This window comes from Halococcus sp. AFM35 (assembly GCF_051195015.1).
In the GTDB taxonomy this organism is placed as follows: Archaea; Halobacteriota; Halobacteria; order Halobacteriales; family Halococcaceae; genus Halococcus.
In genome coordinates this window covers 49,078-63,976 of sequence record NZ_JBNTJU010000001.1, presented here as the reverse complement: position 1 = coordinate 63,976, position 14,899 = coordinate 49,078, and the positions used below count along the sequence as shown (strand labels likewise).

The 14,899-nt window shown below is 61.8% G+C and carries 29 protein-coding genes and 1 pseudogene; 22 read left to right on the top strand and 8 right to left on the bottom strand.

All coding sequences use genetic code 11. The annotated features are described in order from the left end of the window. Window positions 1–19: 19 nt before the first annotated feature. The 6 genes from ACQUQO_RS00385 to ACQUQO_RS00360 are packed head-to-tail and all read left to right on the top strand — an operon-like array spanning window position 20 to window position 6,632. On the top strand, window positions 20–460 hold the full coding sequence (locus tag ACQUQO_RS00385; RefSeq protein WP_435075953.1) for a hypothetical protein: 441 nt from the start codon (window positions 20–22) through the stop codon (window positions 458–460). A gap of 3 nt (window positions 461–463) precedes the next feature. Further along, on the top strand, window positions 464–3,274 hold the full coding sequence (locus ACQUQO_RS00380; RefSeq protein ID WP_435075952.1) for a hypothetical protein: 2,811 nt from the start codon (window positions 464–466) through the stop codon (window positions 3,272–3,274). Window position 3,275: 1 nt separating this feature from the next. Beyond that, window positions 3,276–3,845, top strand: coding sequence for a hypothetical protein (locus ACQUQO_RS00375; RefSeq protein WP_435075951.1), 570 nt, complete (start codon window positions 3,276–3,278; stop codon window positions 3,843–3,845). Further along, a complete protein-coding gene (locus tag ACQUQO_RS00370; RefSeq protein ID WP_435075950.1) occupies window positions 3,842–4,492 on the top strand; it encodes a hypothetical protein in 651 nt (216 codons plus the stop codon). Before ACQUQO_RS00375 ends, ACQUQO_RS00370 begins: the two co-directional genes overlap by 4 nt. Then, complete coding sequence (locus ACQUQO_RS00365) at window positions 4,492–4,902, top strand: hypothetical protein (RefSeq protein WP_435075949.1); 411 nt, start codon at window positions 4,492–4,494, stop codon at window positions 4,900–4,902. Before ACQUQO_RS00370 ends, ACQUQO_RS00365 begins: the two co-directional genes overlap by 1 nt. Then, a complete protein-coding gene (locus ACQUQO_RS00360) occupies window positions 4,899–6,632 on the top strand; it encodes a hypothetical protein (RefSeq protein ID WP_435075948.1) in 1,734 nt (577 codons plus the stop codon). The genes ACQUQO_RS00365 and ACQUQO_RS00360 overlap by 4 nt, the downstream gene beginning before the upstream one ends. Here ACQUQO_RS00360 and ACQUQO_RS00355 read toward each other — a convergent pair whose 3' ends face one another. The 6 genes from ACQUQO_RS00355 to ACQUQO_RS00330 all read right to left on the bottom strand — a co-directional run bounded on the left by ACQUQO_RS00355 (window position 6,633) and on the right by ACQUQO_RS00330 (window position 9,889). Further along, window positions 6,633–7,376: an FkbM family methyltransferase gene (locus ACQUQO_RS00355; protein ID WP_435075947.1), complete on the bottom strand. Its 744-nt coding sequence runs from the start codon at window positions 7,374–7,376 to the stop codon at window positions 6,633–6,635. A 121-nt stretch (window positions 7,377–7,497) separates the two neighbouring features. Beyond that, window positions 7,498–8,163, bottom strand: a complete 666-nt coding sequence (locus ACQUQO_RS00350; RefSeq protein ID WP_435075946.1) for a tyrosine-type recombinase/integrase — start codon at window positions 8,161–8,163, stop codon at window positions 7,498–7,500. An 88-nt stretch (window positions 8,164–8,251) separates the two neighbouring features. Continuing rightward, window positions 8,252–8,485 (bottom strand): hypothetical protein, encoded by a 234-nt coding sequence (locus tag ACQUQO_RS00345; protein WP_435075945.1) that lies wholly within the window; start codon window positions 8,483–8,485, stop codon window positions 8,252–8,254. After that, window positions 8,485–8,625, bottom strand: a complete 141-nt coding sequence (locus tag ACQUQO_RS00340) for a hypothetical protein (RefSeq protein ID WP_435075944.1) — start codon at window positions 8,623–8,625, stop codon at window positions 8,485–8,487. Before ACQUQO_RS00340 ends, ACQUQO_RS00345 begins: the two co-directional genes overlap by 1 nt. 106 nt (window positions 8,626–8,731) lie before the next feature. After that, window positions 8,732–9,046, bottom strand: a complete 315-nt coding sequence (locus tag ACQUQO_RS00335) for a hypothetical protein (RefSeq protein WP_435075943.1) — start codon at window positions 9,044–9,046, stop codon at window positions 8,732–8,734. Between the two features lie 225 nt (window positions 9,047–9,271). Next, the gene (locus ACQUQO_RS00330) at window positions 9,272–9,889 is read right to left on the bottom strand and encodes a hypothetical protein (protein ID WP_435075942.1); all 618 of its coding nucleotides are present in this window, start codon (window positions 9,887–9,889) and stop codon (window positions 9,272–9,274) included. A 188-nt stretch (window positions 9,890–10,077) separates the two neighbouring features. On the opposite strand from ACQUQO_RS00330, the gene ACQUQO_RS00325 reads away from it, so the two are divergent. From ACQUQO_RS00325 to ACQUQO_RS00300, 6 genes and pseudogenes are all read left to right on the top strand, one after another. Continuing rightward, window positions 10,078–10,206: an antitoxin VapB family protein gene (locus ACQUQO_RS00325; RefSeq protein WP_435075941.1), complete on the top strand. Its 129-nt coding sequence runs from the start codon at window positions 10,078–10,080 to the stop codon at window positions 10,204–10,206. Next, window positions 10,196–10,399: pseudogene (locus ACQUQO_RS00320) on the top strand (HNH endonuclease); the annotation flags it as partial. The gene ACQUQO_RS00325 and the pseudogene ACQUQO_RS00320, both read left to right, overlap by 11 nt. A gap of 75 nt (window positions 10,400–10,474) precedes the next feature. Next, on the top strand, window positions 10,475–10,645 hold the full coding sequence (locus ACQUQO_RS00315) for a hypothetical protein (protein WP_435076204.1): 171 nt from the start codon (window positions 10,475–10,477) through the stop codon (window positions 10,643–10,645). A gap of 159 nt (window positions 10,646–10,804) precedes the next feature. Then, complete coding sequence (locus ACQUQO_RS00310; protein ID WP_435075940.1) at window positions 10,805–11,083, top strand: hypothetical protein; 279 nt, start codon at window positions 10,805–10,807, stop codon at window positions 11,081–11,083. Continuing rightward, the gene (locus ACQUQO_RS00305; RefSeq protein WP_435075939.1) at window positions 11,076–11,318 is read left to right on the top strand and encodes a hypothetical protein; all 243 of its coding nucleotides are present in this window, start codon (window positions 11,076–11,078) and stop codon (window positions 11,316–11,318) included. Before ACQUQO_RS00310 ends, ACQUQO_RS00305 begins: the two co-directional genes overlap by 8 nt. A 31-nt stretch (window positions 11,319–11,349) precedes the next feature. After that, complete coding sequence (locus ACQUQO_RS00300; RefSeq protein ID WP_435075938.1) at window positions 11,350–11,547, top strand: double zinc ribbon domain-containing protein; 198 nt, start codon at window positions 11,350–11,352, stop codon at window positions 11,545–11,547. Window positions 11,548–11,678: 131 nt separating this feature from the next. Here the strand turns inward: ACQUQO_RS00300 and ACQUQO_RS00295 are convergent, their stop codons facing one another. Further along, window positions 11,679–11,867, bottom strand: coding sequence for a hypothetical protein (locus ACQUQO_RS00295; RefSeq protein ID WP_435075937.1), 189 nt, complete (start codon window positions 11,865–11,867; stop codon window positions 11,679–11,681). A 131-nt stretch (window positions 11,868–11,998) separates the two neighbouring features. Between ACQUQO_RS00295 and ACQUQO_RS00290 the strand changes: the two genes are divergently transcribed. Next, a complete protein-coding gene (locus tag ACQUQO_RS00290) occupies window positions 11,999–12,154 on the top strand; it encodes a hypothetical protein (protein WP_435075936.1) in 156 nt (51 codons plus the stop codon). A 178-nt stretch (window positions 12,155–12,332) separates the two neighbouring features. Continuing rightward, complete coding sequence (locus tag ACQUQO_RS00285; protein ID WP_435075935.1) at window positions 12,333–12,503, top strand: hypothetical protein; 171 nt, start codon at window positions 12,333–12,335, stop codon at window positions 12,501–12,503. On the opposite strand, the gene ACQUQO_RS00280 is transcribed toward ACQUQO_RS00285, so the two are convergent. Then, window positions 12,500–12,700 carry a CopG family ribbon-helix-helix protein gene (locus ACQUQO_RS00280; RefSeq protein WP_435075934.1) on the bottom strand — a complete coding sequence of 67 codons (201 nt, stop codon included), beginning with the start codon at window positions 12,698–12,700 and terminating at the stop codon, window positions 12,500–12,502. The two genes, ACQUQO_RS00285 and ACQUQO_RS00280, sit on opposite strands and share 4 nt — an antisense overlap. A gap of 112 nt (window positions 12,701–12,812) precedes the next feature. Here ACQUQO_RS00280 and ACQUQO_RS00275 point away from each other — a divergent pair, with 112 nt between their 5' ends. The 8 genes from ACQUQO_RS00275 to ACQUQO_RS00240 all read left to right on the top strand — a co-directional run bounded on the left by ACQUQO_RS00275 (window position 12,813) and on the right by ACQUQO_RS00240 (window position 14,892). Beyond that, complete coding sequence (locus ACQUQO_RS00275) at window positions 12,813–13,049, top strand: hypothetical protein (RefSeq protein WP_435075933.1); 237 nt, start codon at window positions 12,813–12,815, stop codon at window positions 13,047–13,049. Window positions 13,050–13,203: 154 nt separating this feature from the next. Then, window positions 13,204–13,344, top strand: coding sequence for a hypothetical protein (locus ACQUQO_RS00270; protein WP_435075932.1), 141 nt, complete (start codon window positions 13,204–13,206; stop codon window positions 13,342–13,344). Continuing rightward, complete coding sequence (locus tag ACQUQO_RS00265) at window positions 13,341–13,544, top strand: hypothetical protein (protein ID WP_435075931.1); 204 nt, start codon at window positions 13,341–13,343, stop codon at window positions 13,542–13,544. Before ACQUQO_RS00270 ends, ACQUQO_RS00265 begins: the two co-directional genes overlap by 4 nt. After that, window positions 13,541–13,768, top strand: a complete 228-nt coding sequence (locus ACQUQO_RS00260; protein ID WP_435075930.1) for a hypothetical protein — start codon at window positions 13,541–13,543, stop codon at window positions 13,766–13,768. The genes ACQUQO_RS00265 and ACQUQO_RS00260 overlap by 4 nt, the downstream gene beginning before the upstream one ends. Then, a complete protein-coding gene (locus ACQUQO_RS00255) occupies window positions 13,765–14,316 on the top strand; it encodes a DUF6378 domain-containing protein (RefSeq protein WP_435075929.1) in 552 nt (183 codons plus the stop codon). Before ACQUQO_RS00260 ends, ACQUQO_RS00255 begins: the two co-directional genes overlap by 4 nt. Then, window positions 14,313–14,546, top strand: a complete 234-nt coding sequence (locus ACQUQO_RS00250; protein WP_435075928.1) for a hypothetical protein — start codon at window positions 14,313–14,315, stop codon at window positions 14,544–14,546. Before ACQUQO_RS00255 ends, ACQUQO_RS00250 begins: the two co-directional genes overlap by 4 nt. Next, window positions 14,543–14,743, top strand: a complete 201-nt coding sequence (locus ACQUQO_RS00245) for a hypothetical protein (protein WP_435075927.1) — start codon at window positions 14,543–14,545, stop codon at window positions 14,741–14,743. Before ACQUQO_RS00250 ends, ACQUQO_RS00245 begins: the two co-directional genes overlap by 4 nt. Further along, the gene (locus ACQUQO_RS00240) at window positions 14,740–14,892 is read left to right on the top strand and encodes a hypothetical protein (protein WP_435075926.1); all 153 of its coding nucleotides are present in this window, start codon (window positions 14,740–14,742) and stop codon (window positions 14,890–14,892) included. Before ACQUQO_RS00245 ends, ACQUQO_RS00240 begins: the two co-directional genes overlap by 4 nt. The last annotated feature ends 7 nt before the right edge of the window (window positions 14,893–14,899 follow it).

The window sequence follows — 14,899 nt, the reverse complement described above, 5'->3', positions numbered from 1 at the left end:
CCAAGGAGAAACTAAGAATTTGGCACCAACAGTAACAGATTACGGCTGGGAGTATTTCATGGAACTCGCCGGCCCCGGAACCATCACGAAACCGACCACGCTCGTCGTTGGACTCCACCGCGACAGCGACGATAACATCGGCGACGACTCGGACATCGCGGCCATTCAGAGCGAACCCGACGGCTCGGACTATCAGCGCCAGACCCCCGACGCCACGTCGTGGGCCGTCGCATTCGTCAACGGACGCTTTCAGATGGTTCTCGACGGCATCCCGTTCCAGACTGGCGACGCCACGGTCTCGGCGGCGTCGTATTTCGTCGCTGCCGAGTTTCAGGCCAGCGGCGACTCTTCGGCCACGCTGCACTTGCTGCTGTCCGGGCCGCTCGAAGGGGCGATTGATCTCAGCGTACTCCAGAGTTACACGCTCAACAACGCCGGGCTATTCGACGGTGATGGCTGAATTATGGCGACCGAGACCGTTACTTCCGAGTGGCAGCAAATCACCGATGGGGATACCACGACCGTTGACATCCCCGAGGGACGCGACATCTCCGGCGGGCGCGTGCGCTGGCGTGGCGACACTGATCCTGCACACGACACCGAACGGACATACTCGAACTCGGCCGCCAAGAGCGGCGAGGGGTACGTCGATGTGCAGACGAACTTCCCGGACGTTTCCGGCGAGTTCGTTCGCTGTGTATACGACCTGAGCGCAACAGCAGGTGGCGAACCCGTGACCGTCTACGAGCAGATGGGCACCTCCACGAGTTTTACCGTCCCCGCAGGCGAGACGGAATATTATCGAGAGAGTACCACGACCGATCTTCGCGGTCGGGCGGAGGGGGCGTTTTCCGATTCACCGCCGTACAAATACATCGCTCTCGACCTCCGAACGGTCATCAGCGAGCGCGTCCCAGCGGTCGATACGCAAGACCCCTCTGTCTCGCTCTCGGGACAGGCCACGACCGGGCCGACCAGCATCGACGACGGCGATGTCACGGCGTGGGTGCCGCTCTCGGGGCTGGCAAACGGCTCGAACACGCTCACTCACTCCATCGAGGGGAGCAACGAGGCGGAGTTCCAGCTCGAATACAGCTATACGACGACCGAAGCGTCACCCGTCGCGGCAACGCTCGAACCGACGACCGCGGCGGGGACGGCGACCGCGATGGAAGCCGCCGCGCCGGTCGCTGCATCGCTCCGGCCGACAACCGCAACGGGCGAGCACGATGCCAGCGGCGGGTGGCGCGCAACGCTCGAAACGGCCGATGGCGATGAAACACACCTCGACGCCGACGAGCTCCTCAGTGTCGACATCAGCACCGAGCACACCGCAGCATGGGGCGGCACTATCGAGTGTCCGCCAATTATCGACCCCGATGACTACCGCGGCGGGCGCTTGCTGTTGCGCTACGGGGCGGTGCTCCAGCTTCGCTGCCCGACTATCACGAAACGCGAGCAGGCCGACGACGGCACGGTGACGATCTCCGCGCTCGGCCCCGCATCGTTGCTCAAGGATACGCCCGTCGACACCGAGTTTGCCGATGTGTTCGTTCACCGAGCGATTCGGGCGCTCCTGCTCTCTCACGGGAATGCCGGCCTCGCGAATATAGCAGTTCGCCCACCGCCGGACTCGCGTGTCGAGAGCGAGCGCGTGCAGTTCGCCGACTCGCGGAACGCCTTTGCGGACATCCTCGAACGGCGCTCGCGGTCGGCCAGCGGCCAGTATCAGAGCGAGAGCGGGGGCGAGGCACCGGACTGGCTGCCGACTGACCCGCTGACGTTCACCGAGAGCGGCGGGATCACGACGCTCCAGTCATGCGTGCCCTCGGAGGGCGAGGCGTTCGACCGCGCGGACAGCAGCACCGACACGAGCGACGTGGGAGCCAATGCGACCGCCTCCGGCGGGTCGGTGCTCTCGATCCACGGCAGCGCCACGTTCGTCGAATACGATTTCGGCTTCGACTACGAAATCCCCGAAGGGTCGTTCGCCATCGGGATTCGCGCGCAGTCGGTCGCCACGGACACGAACGCCACGGGCACGACGACGATTCGCGTGAGTGCGGGCGAGACGGAACTCTTCAGCTTCGAGGCGGGCGATCACGGCGACACGATGGGCTGGCAACAGCACATGACCGACTTCCAGCCCGGCACCGACGGCCACTCGCTCCGGCTCGAAGTTGCACAGTCAGGCGAGCGCGAGCTGGCGCTCGACTGTCTCGCGGTGTACGATAATCGGTATTCGTACACCTTCGGCGGCGGTGTGGACAGCGATGGTGCGCTTCCCGGCCCCGAACTCCATCCCGACGCTGCCGAAGTGATGTTTGCCGACGCGCCGGCCGGCATCGCACTCGACGAGGCGAGCGTTGCCGTGACGATGGACCAGCCGGGCGAGGCCGACCGCGCTGGCGTCGTGTTCACGAGCATCGACGAGTCCTCCAGCAGCGCCATCGCCGGCATCGAGGCGACACACACGGCCAGCACGGACGCCACGACCACCAATCTGCGGCCGACGGTCGCCATCTCGCGGTATAGCGACGGCAGGACCGAGACGCCCACGCAGGGCAACCAGCCGCAGGTGCTCGAATCCATCGAGACCACGGTGTCGGGCAACGCCGTGCCGATCATCGAATCCCGCTCGTTCGACGAGACCAGCGTGTTCGACGCCGTGCAGACGTTGTGTAACGACTACGGCTTCAACTGGGTAGTCGAACACGGCCGGCCGGGCGGCATCGACATCACAGTCTTCAAACGCGGCGACCCGGAGATGCGCCGGCCACTCCCCGACGATGCAGTGGTCCTCGACGCGAGCGAGAGCGCGGCGGCACAGGACTACAAAAACGCCGTGACCGTGGTCGGCGCGGAAGTCGACGGCGAGCGCGTCTCGTGGACCGAGGAGAATCGTCTCGAAATAGAGCAGTTCGGGCGCGAACCACTCCGCCTCGAAAACGACGAGTTGACGACGGTCAACGACTGCCGAAGCGTCGCGCGCTCGGAGCTGGCGAGTCGGCTGGATGAAGACGAGCGCGGCGGCAAGCTCTCGATCACCCCGTCGCTTATCCCACCGGGCTATCCCTATCGGATCGAGGCGTGGGAGGACACGGAGGTCGTCGGCTGGGGCGACTTCGCGTGGGGGCAACAGCCGTGGGGGTCGCCCGCGATCTACGCCACGCTCGAAACGTCCGGTCTGAGCGAGTCGGCGGGCAGTGCCGATTCGGAGTTGGACTTCGACGTGCGCTCGGACATCATTGCGGCGTTCGCAGGAGGACTCTAAGATGGGTACACTAATCGCAGGGGTGTACGTCCCTGACGACGGCGAGACGGGGTGGGCACTCGGCGAGAACAAGGTCAACGACTCGCTCGAACTGCTGGCGACCCGAACGCAGAACCTCTCGGCCGACGGCACGGCGCTCGATGGCGATGCGGCGAGCGTCGGGGGCAACGCGCCGTCGGACATCCTGCTCGACACATTCGGGTCGGTTGATCCGAACAACCTCAGTTTCGACCCCGTAACCGACGAGGAACAGACCACGCACACGAACGATACCGACGCCCACCACGAGCCGACGCCGAACACCCAAGCATTTGCGCTCGCCGCGGAGGGCACGACATCGCTCAACGGCAGCGAAGTGGTCGTCGTGGACACGGGCGTCGCGGTGGATGCGGGCTACTACATGCCCGTGCCGGGAGAGCTACCGGACAACATGGACATCGTGCTCTCGCTCGAAAAGGACACGGGCGGGACCGGAACCTTCCAAATCCACATCGAACAGAATACCACTGCGGTCACAACCGGCACCGTCGGCTGGCAGCTCATGGAGAGCACGCTCGGAGGGTCAGCGTGACGCTGCTCTCGGCGGGGATCACCGGAACATCCGCGCCCCCGACAGGGGCGACCCACTACTATCCCGGCAACGAAGCGTCGGGCACGACGGTCGCCGACAACGCAGGGAGCGCCGACTTGACCGTCAACGGCGCGACGTGGGTCCAAGACGGCCGCTTTCGGGGTGGGTATGGCCTATCGTTCGATGGCACCGATGACAACCTCACCGGATCATGGACACACTCCGGCCCGATCACGATGATCGTTCGGTGTGAGACGACGAACACGTCCGAGTTTCGTGATGTTTTGGGAACTGGTGCTGTGTACATCGTTGGCAATGGCGGCAGTGAGTGGCGTTTAACGACGATCAACTGCCGGGTCGATGACCCAAACGCACAAGGGACAGCGCGCACGTTAGTCGGGCGGCAACGCTATCCCAGCGGCGGGAATTACCAACTCGCCTTGGATGTGTACGACCAGAATGGTGCTCTTATCGGAAGCGATACACATAGTGAAAACGCGGATTACGGCAGCCCGGGCGGGGATTTCTATGTCGGATCGGGGGCCGGAGAGAAATGGTTTGCCGGATTGATCGACCCGAACATCACCATCGCCGATTCGTGGCTCTCGGACGCGGAGATCGGCACCATCCTCCAAAATTACTACTGATGTCTATCCACATGATTCGCGCGACGACCGCACGCTCGCCCACGCTCCGGCAGTGGGTCACGACGTGGCTCACGAACATGCAGGCATGGGCCGAGGCGGACAACCAACCACCAACCGACCGCGAGACCGACGACGGGGTACCGTACATGGCTGCCGACTGGCGGTTCGCGTGGGGAAGCAATAGCAAGGCAACGCTGCTGGGCAATCTCATCGGCTACGCGCGGCCGTATGCCGACTGGGGCGTCGTCGGCTGGCACGAGTGTTATCATGACACCCCACCGACGGGCAACCCCGAGGACCGCAACTGCACGTTTGAGTACGGCCTGCCGGACGGCTTCGGCGCATCGATTCAATCGGGCGTGTGGGGCGACCCGCCCGCCAGCATCGACCCTCGGAGTGATTCAGCGTGAGCAACTTTTACCACAGCAAATACGACTACCAGCTCGTACTGGGCGACAAACAGACCATCAGCGAGACGCTCGCGTTCCCCGACGGTTCGTCGCCGGACCTCTCCAACCGGAGCGTCGAGTTCGTGATGCGCCACGTGGCGAGCGGCGCGAAGGTCGTCGCGGCGGGCGCGACCATCGACGACGCGGCCAGCGGGAGCGTCTCGTTCACGCTCTCCAGCGGCCAGACTGGCCGTGCCGGACTCCACCGCGCCGAGTGGATCATCACGGGCGGCGATGACGACCCGACGACGCTGCCGGTCGAGGAGCCGGTATCGATCTACATCCGCGAGGACGTAGAGAACGACGGCGAGGCAGTCGCGCCGCTGCCGGACAGTCTCGACGGCCAGACGATCACGCCCGCGCAGGTCGGGACGGACGCCGAGCGCGCGGATGTCTACGGCGGGGTGGTACAGAGCCAAGAGCTATCTAACATCGCCACCCACGTTTGCCACGACTCGCAGGATTTGGCCGACGCACTCACCGCCGCCAGTAATGGTGAGTACGTCAAAGCCCATTTGGGAGATAAAACCTACACTCCTGCCGACCACATTACCCTCCCTGTAGACGTTTCTGCTGGCGGAATTGAACTACATGGCTACTATCCCGGACGCCCTAACTTCTCACCCGACGCTTACAAGCCACAACGAGGGACAGTCATCGATGCTGGCGGCAGCACACTACTCACGGGATCTGACTTCTCTGGTTTCAAGATGGAGAGTGTAACCGTCCACAATTGCACTCACGCCGTCGAGTTCGGCAGTTCGACGGAATTGGGGGTGGCGAATGCATCCATCAAAGACGTTATCATATCCAGCAATACGGACTATGCTCTCAAATTCTGGAACAGTCAAATAGACCGCCTCGATAACGTTCTCCAGTACAACGGTCCTGCGCTCATCCATAGTATTGGGACAGCCATATCAGCGGGTACTGACACCACCACAAGCGGATTCCAGCCAACTAACGGAACATGGATTGAACTCCATTCATCCTGCGATGGTTCGATGTCCCCTATCAAATTAGAAGCTCAGACGGATTCTACCTTCAACAACTTCGTGACGATGATTCGGCCGCAAGTCATTAGCGGGTCAGTGGCTAATACTGATGCGACTGCTGGAATCGAGCTCATTGGAGGTGGTGCGAACGACGCCGCTACTCAGAATCACACTATCATCGCCGCTGACATTGAAGGAGCATGGCAACACGCCGTTAGGACGAAAAACTACGTTTTTAACTGTGCCATCGGCATTGCAGGAACAACGGGAGAATGTGAGTGGGATGTGTATTTGGAATCAAACACTCGTAACTGTGATGTAACGAGCCAACGGCCCATTTCCGTTTATTCGGTCGCAACATCTAACTCAATCCCCAATCAGACCACGAATTTAGGAGGGAACTATTCGATGGGGCTTACACAGAACGATAGTGACCCCTCCCGCGCAACCCTCTACACGGGCGTCAATGCCTTTGCGTGGGAGTTGTACGATGACCGTGTGCGGTTCGGTGATGGGCAAGTTGTTCAAACAACCGAAGCGTTTCGCCAAAACCCGAAGGATTTGCAGGGGGTGACTGGCGGGAGAGGGCAGTTCCGTATGCACGACGGGAGTGGAACAGCCCCCCTCGGACTCGCCGTATGGGATGATACTAACTCTCAGTGGGTTAGTCAAGTGGATGGCACGACGTTTACATGACTATTTCTGGCACTTCAGGAACGTCTCGTTGGGCGATGTGGCCATCTCCTCGATAGAGAAACCAACATCAGTCAAGATACTGCGAAGCGCATCCTCAGAACCACCAAAGCTCTCCAAAGACTCACGATGGTCGGCAGTTCCATGATGGACTTCACAGTAGAGCAGACGGACGGATTGTAGCATATCCTGAGCGCCTTCAAGCACCAACTGTTCGGACCCTTCAACGTCTATCTTCATGATTGTAGGAGCAGGCACATCCCCCGACTGAACGAGTGTATCAGCTCGCACCGACTCGACTTCCGTAGTGGGGGTGTCGGACCCGACGCCGATGGTGACACTCCCCGACCCAGTGGGGTCAACCTCCGAGGCAGCAAACTCAACGGTTCCATCCCCATCCGAAAGCACAGTCTGATGGGTGTTCACGCCTCCGTTGTTCAACCGAATATTGGCCTCCAACCGCCCGATGTTCGGTGGGAACGGTTCAAAGGCGTGGACCTCGGCACCCCGCTCGGCGGCAAGACATGAGTAAATCCCCATGTTCGCACCCACGTCCCAAAACACGTCGTCGGGGCTGAGATTGGAGAGTAGGTCTGTGACGATTTCTGACTCCTCACGGGCGAAATGGAGGATGGAGTGGGCATCAGAGTCGGATTCGACGTTGAAGGTGGCCTCACAACCGTCGAATGAGAGTGTTTTCCTCCCCCGATGCAACCACAATCGTTTCTTGGCCGCTCTTTTGAGCATACTACACTATCGAATCGAACCGAATTAAAACTACTGCTGCTGACACATCGTGTGTCGGTATCGGTCACTGGCGCCACGATGCGGTAGCGTGAAAGAAAGGTCGCGAAAAACGAATCCGACGCTAACGGTTATGAATGTGCCGCAGCGCGCGGGCAGTATGCTCGCCAGTGAGCCGGACGTATTTCTGCGATGTCCTGATGTCGCTCCACCCCATCAGCGCCTGGAGATTCATCGGCTCAAGGCCCCTGCTCGCATGGTACGTTGCCGCTGTCGAGCGTAGGCAGTGCGGGTAGGTTGTCTCGGGATCGATGCCCTTCGCGTTCTCCGCCGCTTTGTTCACACGGCGGTTCACTGTCTTTCGGCTATACGGAAACTCATCGAAACGCTCGAAAAAGCGCTCGATGACGAGCTCGACGCGCGGCGAGAAGCCGTACGGGATCGGCCTCGAAGCGGCGTCCGTCTTCGGCATCCATCGCTCTTTCATCGCCGTTTCGAGACTGAGGTCGCTCCATTCGACCTTCTGTTTTGCTTGCTCCCTACAGTAGCCACAGTCACAATCGCGATAGTGCGGGATGTTGATCATCTGGCGATCCCAGTCGACCCACTTCTCGTGCATATGGCAGATCTCGCCGGCGCGCATCCCGAGCCGGCCGCCGAGTAGCAAGATGAACCGCGTTTCGAGTCGGTAGCGCTCGTCGAGCAGTGTCGCGCCCTCGAGGAGTAGCTGGAAGTCCCGCTCGCCGAGCGCGTCCTGATAGGTGTGCCGAACGCCCGGCCGGTCAGTCATCGCGACCTTCCTGGACGTCGTCGGTTTCGATAGCGATGCGTGCGCAGTCTGTTGTAGCGTACATGATGGAACGGAGAGCAGCAGTCAGTTAGCGGTCGGTGCGATCCCAGCAGCCGCGCCGGACGCGCCGCCGGACATCGCGCAGCGGACGCCGGTAGCGTTCCGTGCCGAGCGTCGGGTGGGTGCTCTCGATGCGGCAGTCCGCTCCGTGGGCGTGCTCGACGATCTCGACGACCTCCAGGACCGAGCGTCCTTCGCGAAAGCGGTCGCCCTCGCTGATCGGGCACGGCTCGGTCGGCGTGTCCTCAGAGACGGCCGCCATCACTCGGCCCACCCCGAGAGGTCGGTCGGGCGAGGTTCGCCCGCGACGATGATGTCGTCGCAGTCGGATTCGTCGTCGTTGGTCTGGGTTTCGGGCCACTCGCCGTCGGCATCGATGATCGGATCGCACTCGTCGGTCATCGTTCACTCCGCAGGGTGCGCTCTCGGTGCCAGCTAGTTGCCCACACAGCCCCAGCAGCCACGATAGCCATCAGGACCCACATCGTGAGGATGCCCGCAACAAGCATCATGCGCGCACCAGCTCCTCGACGACGGTCGCGCGGACGAGAACGGGATAGTGAGCCTGCTCTCGGACGTCTGAGACGATACCGACGTCGCCCTCGACGAGCTGGTCGGCGTCGTTCTCGGACGGCCGGGGCGCACAGACCGCACACCACAGTTCGCCAATACGCCAGACCTCGCCGTCGTGTTGGTTCGCGGCGACCGTGATCGGCTGGCCTTCGCGAAGCCGTGCGTGACAGTCATCGCAGACGATGGGCTGGTCCATCGGGAGTTCGACGCCTTCGACCGCGCGCTCGATGGCGAGTTTCGAGTCGGTCATTGCCCGCCATCCTCCATCGCGCACAAGATGCCACAATACCCGCTCTCAAACATCCCCCTTCGCCGTCGGTCGCGAGGGTCTTGCTCCTTGCCGCAGTTCGGACAGACGACTGTGTTCGCGAACTCGGTCATCGGCCACCCCGGTTATCCCACCCACACCAGCCACAGCGCTCGATGAGTGCGCCGAGTTCCCTGCCGCAGTCGGGGCAGCGCTGCGCGCGGTTTCTCATCGGCTCCCACCGCCGCGGACGGAGCACGGGATACACACCTCTTCGCCGATGTCGATGCTTCCCTGTAGGAGGCGGTCGCCGCACTCGCGGCAGGTCGCACGGCGCTCGTTGCCTCGGAAGTCCGTCGCGGTCTCGACACCGCCGTCGGTCATGGCGACCGGTGCGTCCGCGGGCGTGTCGCCGTTAACGAGGCGCTGCCAGACTACCCACTCGCCCGCCCCACTCGCATGAACACAGCCGGGACAGGGATACCCGCGCTCTCCCAACTGTGTCGGCCCCGCACACCCAGTCTCGCCGTGGATACAGCCCTGATCGCGAACTGCCGACAGAACGCGCGCAACGAGCTGCGTATTGCTCTCGGCAACGAAGGCGTGACGAACACAGGCTTTGATGACGTGTTTGCACACGTACTCGCCGCCGCGGTACTGGTGGTCCTTACACTGGCACGCGCCGCCCTCGACGTCGACCGTGTAGATCGCGTCGTCGTGGTGGACGTCGTACATCGCGGGTGCGACGACGTCGATGGCCATGTCCTGCGAGAGCGCCTTTTCGAGGCGTCCCGATTCGATACGTCGGTCGGTGCCGTTTTCAACGGCGGGAGTCGTAGTTGACATTGCTTCTGTCCCTTCAGAAGCAGGGTCGGTGTTCCAAGCACCGGCCCGGAATCGTTCTCCGAGCGTTCCTGCTTCCTGTTTAGACCGTAGAACCGGGTGACTATAAACCTATGCATCTATAGAACGATAGAACTATGGGCTGTGGGATGGTATAGGAGTATATGGCACCGGAGCCAAAAGCGGCCACAATGGCCGACCGAACCAGTATCAGCGTGACGAACGAACTCGCAGACGAACTCTACTCTCGAAAGGGACGGGGAGAGAGCTACGAGGATGTCATTTGGCGGCTGATAGAGGAGCAAGAAGATGGCGAGTGATGTCCCGCGAACAGCCACCGCTGAGTGGCATCATCTCCGTCAAACAATCATAACGCGCGACCAAGCACGGTGTGTGGAGTGTGGTGCCACTCCGAACAACAGTGCAGAACTCCACGTTCACCACAAGACACCAGTGAAAAAGGGCGGCAGTGACGACCCTGAAAACCTAACCACGCTCTGTCATGATTGCCACAAGAAAGAACATGTATGGTTGCCAGAGTGGACAGATGAAAACAACCTAACAGAGACAGACCGAGCGGTTCTCGACGTGCTTTCCGAAGGCGCGCGAACGAAGGGGTACATCACCGACGAGACAGGCTTACACCGGAACACCATTGCGAACCGGCTCGACGTACTCCGGGCTGGCGATGCGATTCGCCGCATCCACGAGAGTACCGCGCTGTACGAGCTACAGGAGGACCCCCGCGATGGCGAGTGATAGCTCTCCGGGAGCTACTGTGCAGGGGCCGCATTGTCCACGAGAGCAGCCGACGCTTATGGGATACGGCGGATACAGCGTGTGCTCGAACTGCTATAATGGCACTCTCGAAGCAGGGTTGCCATGCAACCACTGCGGATACCAGATACCAGCATACCGATGACCGACGCAACAGAGTCAGACGAGAACCGTCAGTTCGTTATCGACAGGCACGAGGTGATTCGGCATATCAAGTCGGGAAAGCTGTGGCACGTCACTGCCCGGCTGACTAATGTAGATCGTGATGAGTTGAGATATGAGATTCAGTGCGACACCCACACCGAACGCGACCTCATGTACGAGGAGGACGTTCTGAGCGAGTTCGAGCGCATCGGTGTGGTCGTGAAATCTCGGAAGCCCCGACATCGGCTCGATGGGAGGCTCTACGACGATGAGTGATGGTATAGACCCCGAAGGGATTGAACGGCCACCTGCCGACGAGCGTGTCCGGTGCATCGGGTGTGATTTGGAGCGGCTGTGGATGTATTACTCACCACCGCCAGATGACGTTGATGCGCTCGGGACCTGCCCCGACTGCGGGACCCACATCATCGGATTCGATGATGTGACTGATGACGACCGAGCCGAGTTGGATAGCTTTTTCCGCGAAATCAGTTGGTCGCAGTACCGATGAGGACTGCACAATCTGACGGACGAACCTACCAATGACATGGAACTGTCCCGACTGTGGCGAGGAGAACAGCGACGAGAGTATCTGGTGCGAGGAGTGCGGCACCGAACGCACCTGCCAGTTTTGCGGCGAGCCAGTGCGCGAGGGCGAACGCCAGCTCGCGAACGGCGAGGCGATGGCCGTCATCGAGTGTCCGTACGGCGACACCAAGCACCGGTTCCGGTCGGGCTGACTCCGCGCGCAAGGAGCAACGGCACTTCTCTTTTCGCGCCTTGTGTAACATCTGGCCTTCCAGAAAGGCCGATTGTGTACATAAGGCCCAGCGAGAGCACCCCACCGTTTCCGATGTTCTCAGGGCGACACTCACCCACAGCCGTCGCACCCACACCCACAGCGCCGCGAGGACTGGGCGGCCTCGATGCCGCGCAACGAGGACATCCGCAGCGCTTCCGTCACCGAGAGCGCCGGAAACTCCTCCATCAGCCACTCTTTGTGCTGGTCGGAGATTGAGACATGGCCGCCGTTCCCTTCTTTCGCTTCGGGACTGCTCATGGGATGGAGAGTAGCCGACACAGCGCCACGAACCTGACGGCATGACGAAACGACAGTACGCCAAAAAGACAAAATGGCGAGACGTAAACTCAATTGACTTGTCGCATGAGACGAAACGCTCGCGCGTCACAATGCGCCCCGACATCGACATCTCGCACACGCTCAACGGCCGCGTCAAAGACTACGGCGAAAAGCACGGGCTGACGGCCCAAGAAGCCTACGAGCGCGTCATCGAGGCGGGGCTGGCCGCTCTCGAAGCGAACGGGGGCGAAAATGGATCCGAATAGAGCCGAATCCAGCTAGAACGCGGGCCGTGCTGCCGCTACGGCCATTATCTTTATTGCGGGCCTGTATTCATAAGTCGTGGCACGAAATCACACGCGCGAAAGCGTTGAATCAGGCGAGAACTGGAAAAGTGGAAAGGACACGGCAGCAACTAATACAGCACCAGGAGAAGGCAACAGCATGGACGACGAAGCCGACGACATCGCTATCGAGGTTGATGAACAGACTGCCGAACGCGCTGCCGACCTCGCGTGGTCGTTCGGCGAAGCCTCAAACGAAGTGGTGAGGCAATGTCTCCGATATGGGTTGCGAAACTACGAACAGGCCCTTGGGCTAGACTGTGAGAATTAATTAGCCGTGGCGGATTCGGCGCTCGTATTTCCCTGTACTTCGCCACCCTGGCTCTCGATCCAATCCAGCGCCAGCTCTCGCAGGACTTCGCTGCGCGTCGCATCGCGCGGGAGGTCTCCTTCGACCTTTTTCTCGAAGATGAGGTCGTCGAGTTCGTCGAGATCCTCGTCGTTGATGCTGAATGTTGGCCGGGCCATATGACTAAGTTAGTCACGAGGCACTATAATACTTTGCCAGACGAGACGGGTAGTCGGAGATGGTCATATTCACCACCGCAATGACTAAGTGACTACCGGCCTACGATAGAGTATGCGCCGAATCAGCATCTCTGCCGATGAAGATTACGTCGATAGGGTCGATGATCGGCGGGAGAGTACCACGTCACGGGCGCAGTGGTTCCGCGGCGCTGGTCGGATGCGCCTCGTTACTGAGGAGAAAGCCGACGCCTTTGCCGAGGACCTGCCGGAGTGGTGGTGGGAAGAAGCGCTTGAGGAGTATCTCGACCGGCGGCGCGGCCAATCGCCGGAACCAGCCGAGGCGGATTGATGCCGTTCACAGGATCAAACGCGGGCATCGCCGCTCGCGGCCGGCCAGATCGTGCCGAGAGCGGATCATCGCCCACGGGAGACTGCACTATCAGTCCCATGAACCGATTAGCGACGAATGCCGATAGGCATACCGATTCGAGAGGTATCGTACGATGACGCGGTTCGAAACCCTGCTCGCGCTTGTGACCGGCTTGCTCGCCGGCTACATTACCGGCCAGCAGGTCGCGAACAAGGTCTGGACCGAGCACTGGGAGCAAGCCCGCCGAAAGCAGACGATGGGGCGGTTCCGATGACGGACCTCGGAGCTAACTACTGTCCGCGCTGCGGTGCCGAAGTCACGTCGGCGGCGGAGATTCGCGCGACCGACGGCGAACCACTCCCACCCGAGGCCATCGGCGTGTTCGAAGGGCGCGGCGACGCCGTCGACGCCCACGCCGAAATCGGCCAGCGTGGTGTCCGAGTCTACGTCCACCGGGACGGTGAGAGTGCATGAGCAGTGGCCTCGACGTTCCCGACGAGTTCGACGACTGGCCCTTCGAGGCGAAGGCGTTCGTCCTCGCCGAAGCGAACACGACCGCCGAGCTGCGCAAGGAGATCTGTGGGCTGGCCGGGCTGTCGTTCGACGGCATGGAGAGCGACAAAGCAGGCCAGTTCACCAAAGACGAAATGGCGACACTCGTCATGGCGCTCGGTGGCCCGGACGGTGATTCGCCATGACCGACGGGCTGTACGGTGCCGTCGGCGGTATCTACGAACAGCAGCGCGGCGACAGCATTCGGATTCGGACGCGCTACCACGGACAGACGGTCGTTGGAACGGGCGAGACGCGCTCGATGGCCGTCCACGACCTCGGCGAGCGGATGCAGCAGCTCGACGAGCAGGCGGCGGCGGATACCGACACCACCGATGACGACGCGCACGAGAAGTTGCGGGCAATCGCCAAAAGGGCCCACGGGCAAACAGCGGACGAGAGTGATTCCGTCGGGCGGACTGACGCCCTTGACGGCGCGAAAGAGACCGTTGGCGGGCGCGACGGCAGCCACGGCGAACCGGAGGACAACTTCGGCCGCATCGCTACGATGTGGTCGGCATATCTCGGCGACCGCGACGTGAAACCCCACGAGGTCGCCGACATGATGGTCGCGCTCAAACTCTGTCGCATCGCGTCAGGCCATCCCGACCATGACCACCACGTCGATATTTGCGGGTACGGGACGCTCGGCGCACATCTGGCCGGTCGCGAACAGGACGGTGATGGGCCGTGAGTCCGGCCCGCCGTTCGGTCGCCCCTGCGCCACTGTTCCGCGACCTCGCGCGCGAGGACATGAAAGAATCCCAGCAGTGCAAGGCCGGCACCTGTTCGAAGGGCATCGCCCTCCGCGTGCGCGTCGACGGCGAGATCCGAGCGCTCTGTCCCGAGCACGCCGGCGAGGTGTTCGGCGTCGACGCACGCGCCGCGAAGAACCTCGGCGGCAAGACGTGGGGGTCGGCATGACCGTCCTCGAACTGGTCGCCGTGGCCCTCGCGCTGTGGGTGTTCACACTCGCGGCGCTCGTCGTCGGCTGGCTGGCCATCGAGAGCACCGGCCGCTACGCCGAGGCGTTGATGGCCGGTAGGAAGTGCGGCACCTGCGGCATGGACGTGAGTGCGACCGACCGCGCGGTGTGCAACGACTGTGAGGTGCAGCGATGAGCCAGACCGTCGAGCGCGAGAGTGTCGCCGAGATCGCCGAGGTCGTCGACGAACATCGCGACGTGTTCGAGGCGGTCGCCGAGGGCAATGACGAGAGTGCGCGGATGGCCCAGAACATCCTCGATGCCGCGGAGGATGTGGATGTATAAAGAAAAT

Excerpts from the sequence above, each read along its gene's own strand:
- ACQUQO_RS00380 (WP_435075952.1), top strand. The coding sequence starts at position 464 with ATGGCGACCGAGACCGTTACTTCCGAGTGGCAGCAAATCACCGATGGG.
- ACQUQO_RS00375 (WP_435075951.1), top strand. The coding sequence starts at position 3,276 with ATGGGTACACTAATCGCAGGGGTGTACGTCCCTGACGACGGCGAGACG.
- ACQUQO_RS00365 (WP_435075949.1), top strand. The coding sequence starts at position 4,492 with ATGTCTATCCACATGATTCGCGCGACGACCGCACGCTCGCCCACGCTC.
- ACQUQO_RS00355 (WP_435075947.1), bottom strand. The coding sequence starts at position 7,376 with ATGCTCAAAAGAGCGGCCAAGAAACGATTGTGGTTGCATCGGGGGAGG.
- ACQUQO_RS00350 (WP_435075946.1), bottom strand. The coding sequence starts at position 8,163 with ATGACTGACCGGCCGGGCGTTCGGCACACCTATCAGGACGCGCTCGGC.
- ACQUQO_RS00345 (WP_435075945.1), bottom strand. The coding sequence starts at position 8,485 with ATGGCGGCCGTCTCTGAGGACACGCCGACCGAGCCGTGCCCGATCAGC.
- ACQUQO_RS00340 (WP_435075944.1), bottom strand. The coding sequence starts at position 8,625 with ATGACCGACGAGTGCGATCCGATCATCGATGCCGACGGCGAGTGGCCC.
- ACQUQO_RS00335 (WP_435075943.1), bottom strand. The coding sequence starts at position 9,046 with ATGACCGACTCGAAACTCGCCATCGAGCGCGCGGTCGAAGGCGTCGAA.
- ACQUQO_RS00330 (WP_435075942.1), bottom strand. The coding sequence starts at position 9,889 with ATGTCAACTACGACTCCCGCCGTTGAAAACGGCACCGACCGACGTATC.
- ACQUQO_RS00325 (WP_435075941.1), top strand. The coding sequence starts at position 10,078 with ATGGCCGACCGAACCAGTATCAGCGTGACGAACGAACTCGCAGACGAA.
- ACQUQO_RS00310 (WP_435075940.1), top strand. The coding sequence starts at position 10,805 with ATGACCGACGCAACAGAGTCAGACGAGAACCGTCAGTTCGTTATCGAC.
- ACQUQO_RS00305 (WP_435075939.1), top strand. The coding sequence starts at position 11,076 with ATGAGTGATGGTATAGACCCCGAAGGGATTGAACGGCCACCTGCCGAC.
- ACQUQO_RS00300 (WP_435075938.1), top strand. The coding sequence starts at position 11,350 with ATGACATGGAACTGTCCCGACTGTGGCGAGGAGAACAGCGACGAGAGT.
- ACQUQO_RS00295 (WP_435075937.1), bottom strand. The coding sequence starts at position 11,867 with ATGAGCAGTCCCGAAGCGAAAGAAGGGAACGGCGGCCATGTCTCAATC.
- ACQUQO_RS00290 (WP_435075936.1), top strand. The coding sequence starts at position 11,999 with ATGCGCCCCGACATCGACATCTCGCACACGCTCAACGGCCGCGTCAAA.
- ACQUQO_RS00285 (WP_435075935.1), top strand. The coding sequence starts at position 12,333 with ATGGACGACGAAGCCGACGACATCGCTATCGAGGTTGATGAACAGACT.
- ACQUQO_RS00280 (WP_435075934.1), bottom strand. The coding sequence starts at position 12,700 with ATGGCCCGGCCAACATTCAGCATCAACGACGAGGATCTCGACGAACTC.
- ACQUQO_RS00275 (WP_435075933.1), top strand. The coding sequence starts at position 12,813 with ATGCGCCGAATCAGCATCTCTGCCGATGAAGATTACGTCGATAGGGTC.
- ACQUQO_RS00270 (WP_435075932.1), top strand. The coding sequence starts at position 13,204 with ATGACGCGGTTCGAAACCCTGCTCGCGCTTGTGACCGGCTTGCTCGCC.
- ACQUQO_RS00265 (WP_435075931.1), top strand. The coding sequence starts at position 13,341 with ATGACGGACCTCGGAGCTAACTACTGTCCGCGCTGCGGTGCCGAAGTC.
- ACQUQO_RS00260 (WP_435075930.1), top strand. The coding sequence starts at position 13,541 with ATGAGCAGTGGCCTCGACGTTCCCGACGAGTTCGACGACTGGCCCTTC.
- ACQUQO_RS00255 (WP_435075929.1), top strand. The coding sequence starts at position 13,765 with ATGACCGACGGGCTGTACGGTGCCGTCGGCGGTATCTACGAACAGCAG.
- ACQUQO_RS00245 (WP_435075927.1), top strand. The coding sequence starts at position 14,543 with ATGACCGTCCTCGAACTGGTCGCCGTGGCCCTCGCGCTGTGGGTGTTC.
- ACQUQO_RS00240 (WP_435075926.1), top strand. The coding sequence starts at position 14,740 with ATGAGCCAGACCGTCGAGCGCGAGAGTGTCGCCGAGATCGCCGAGGTC.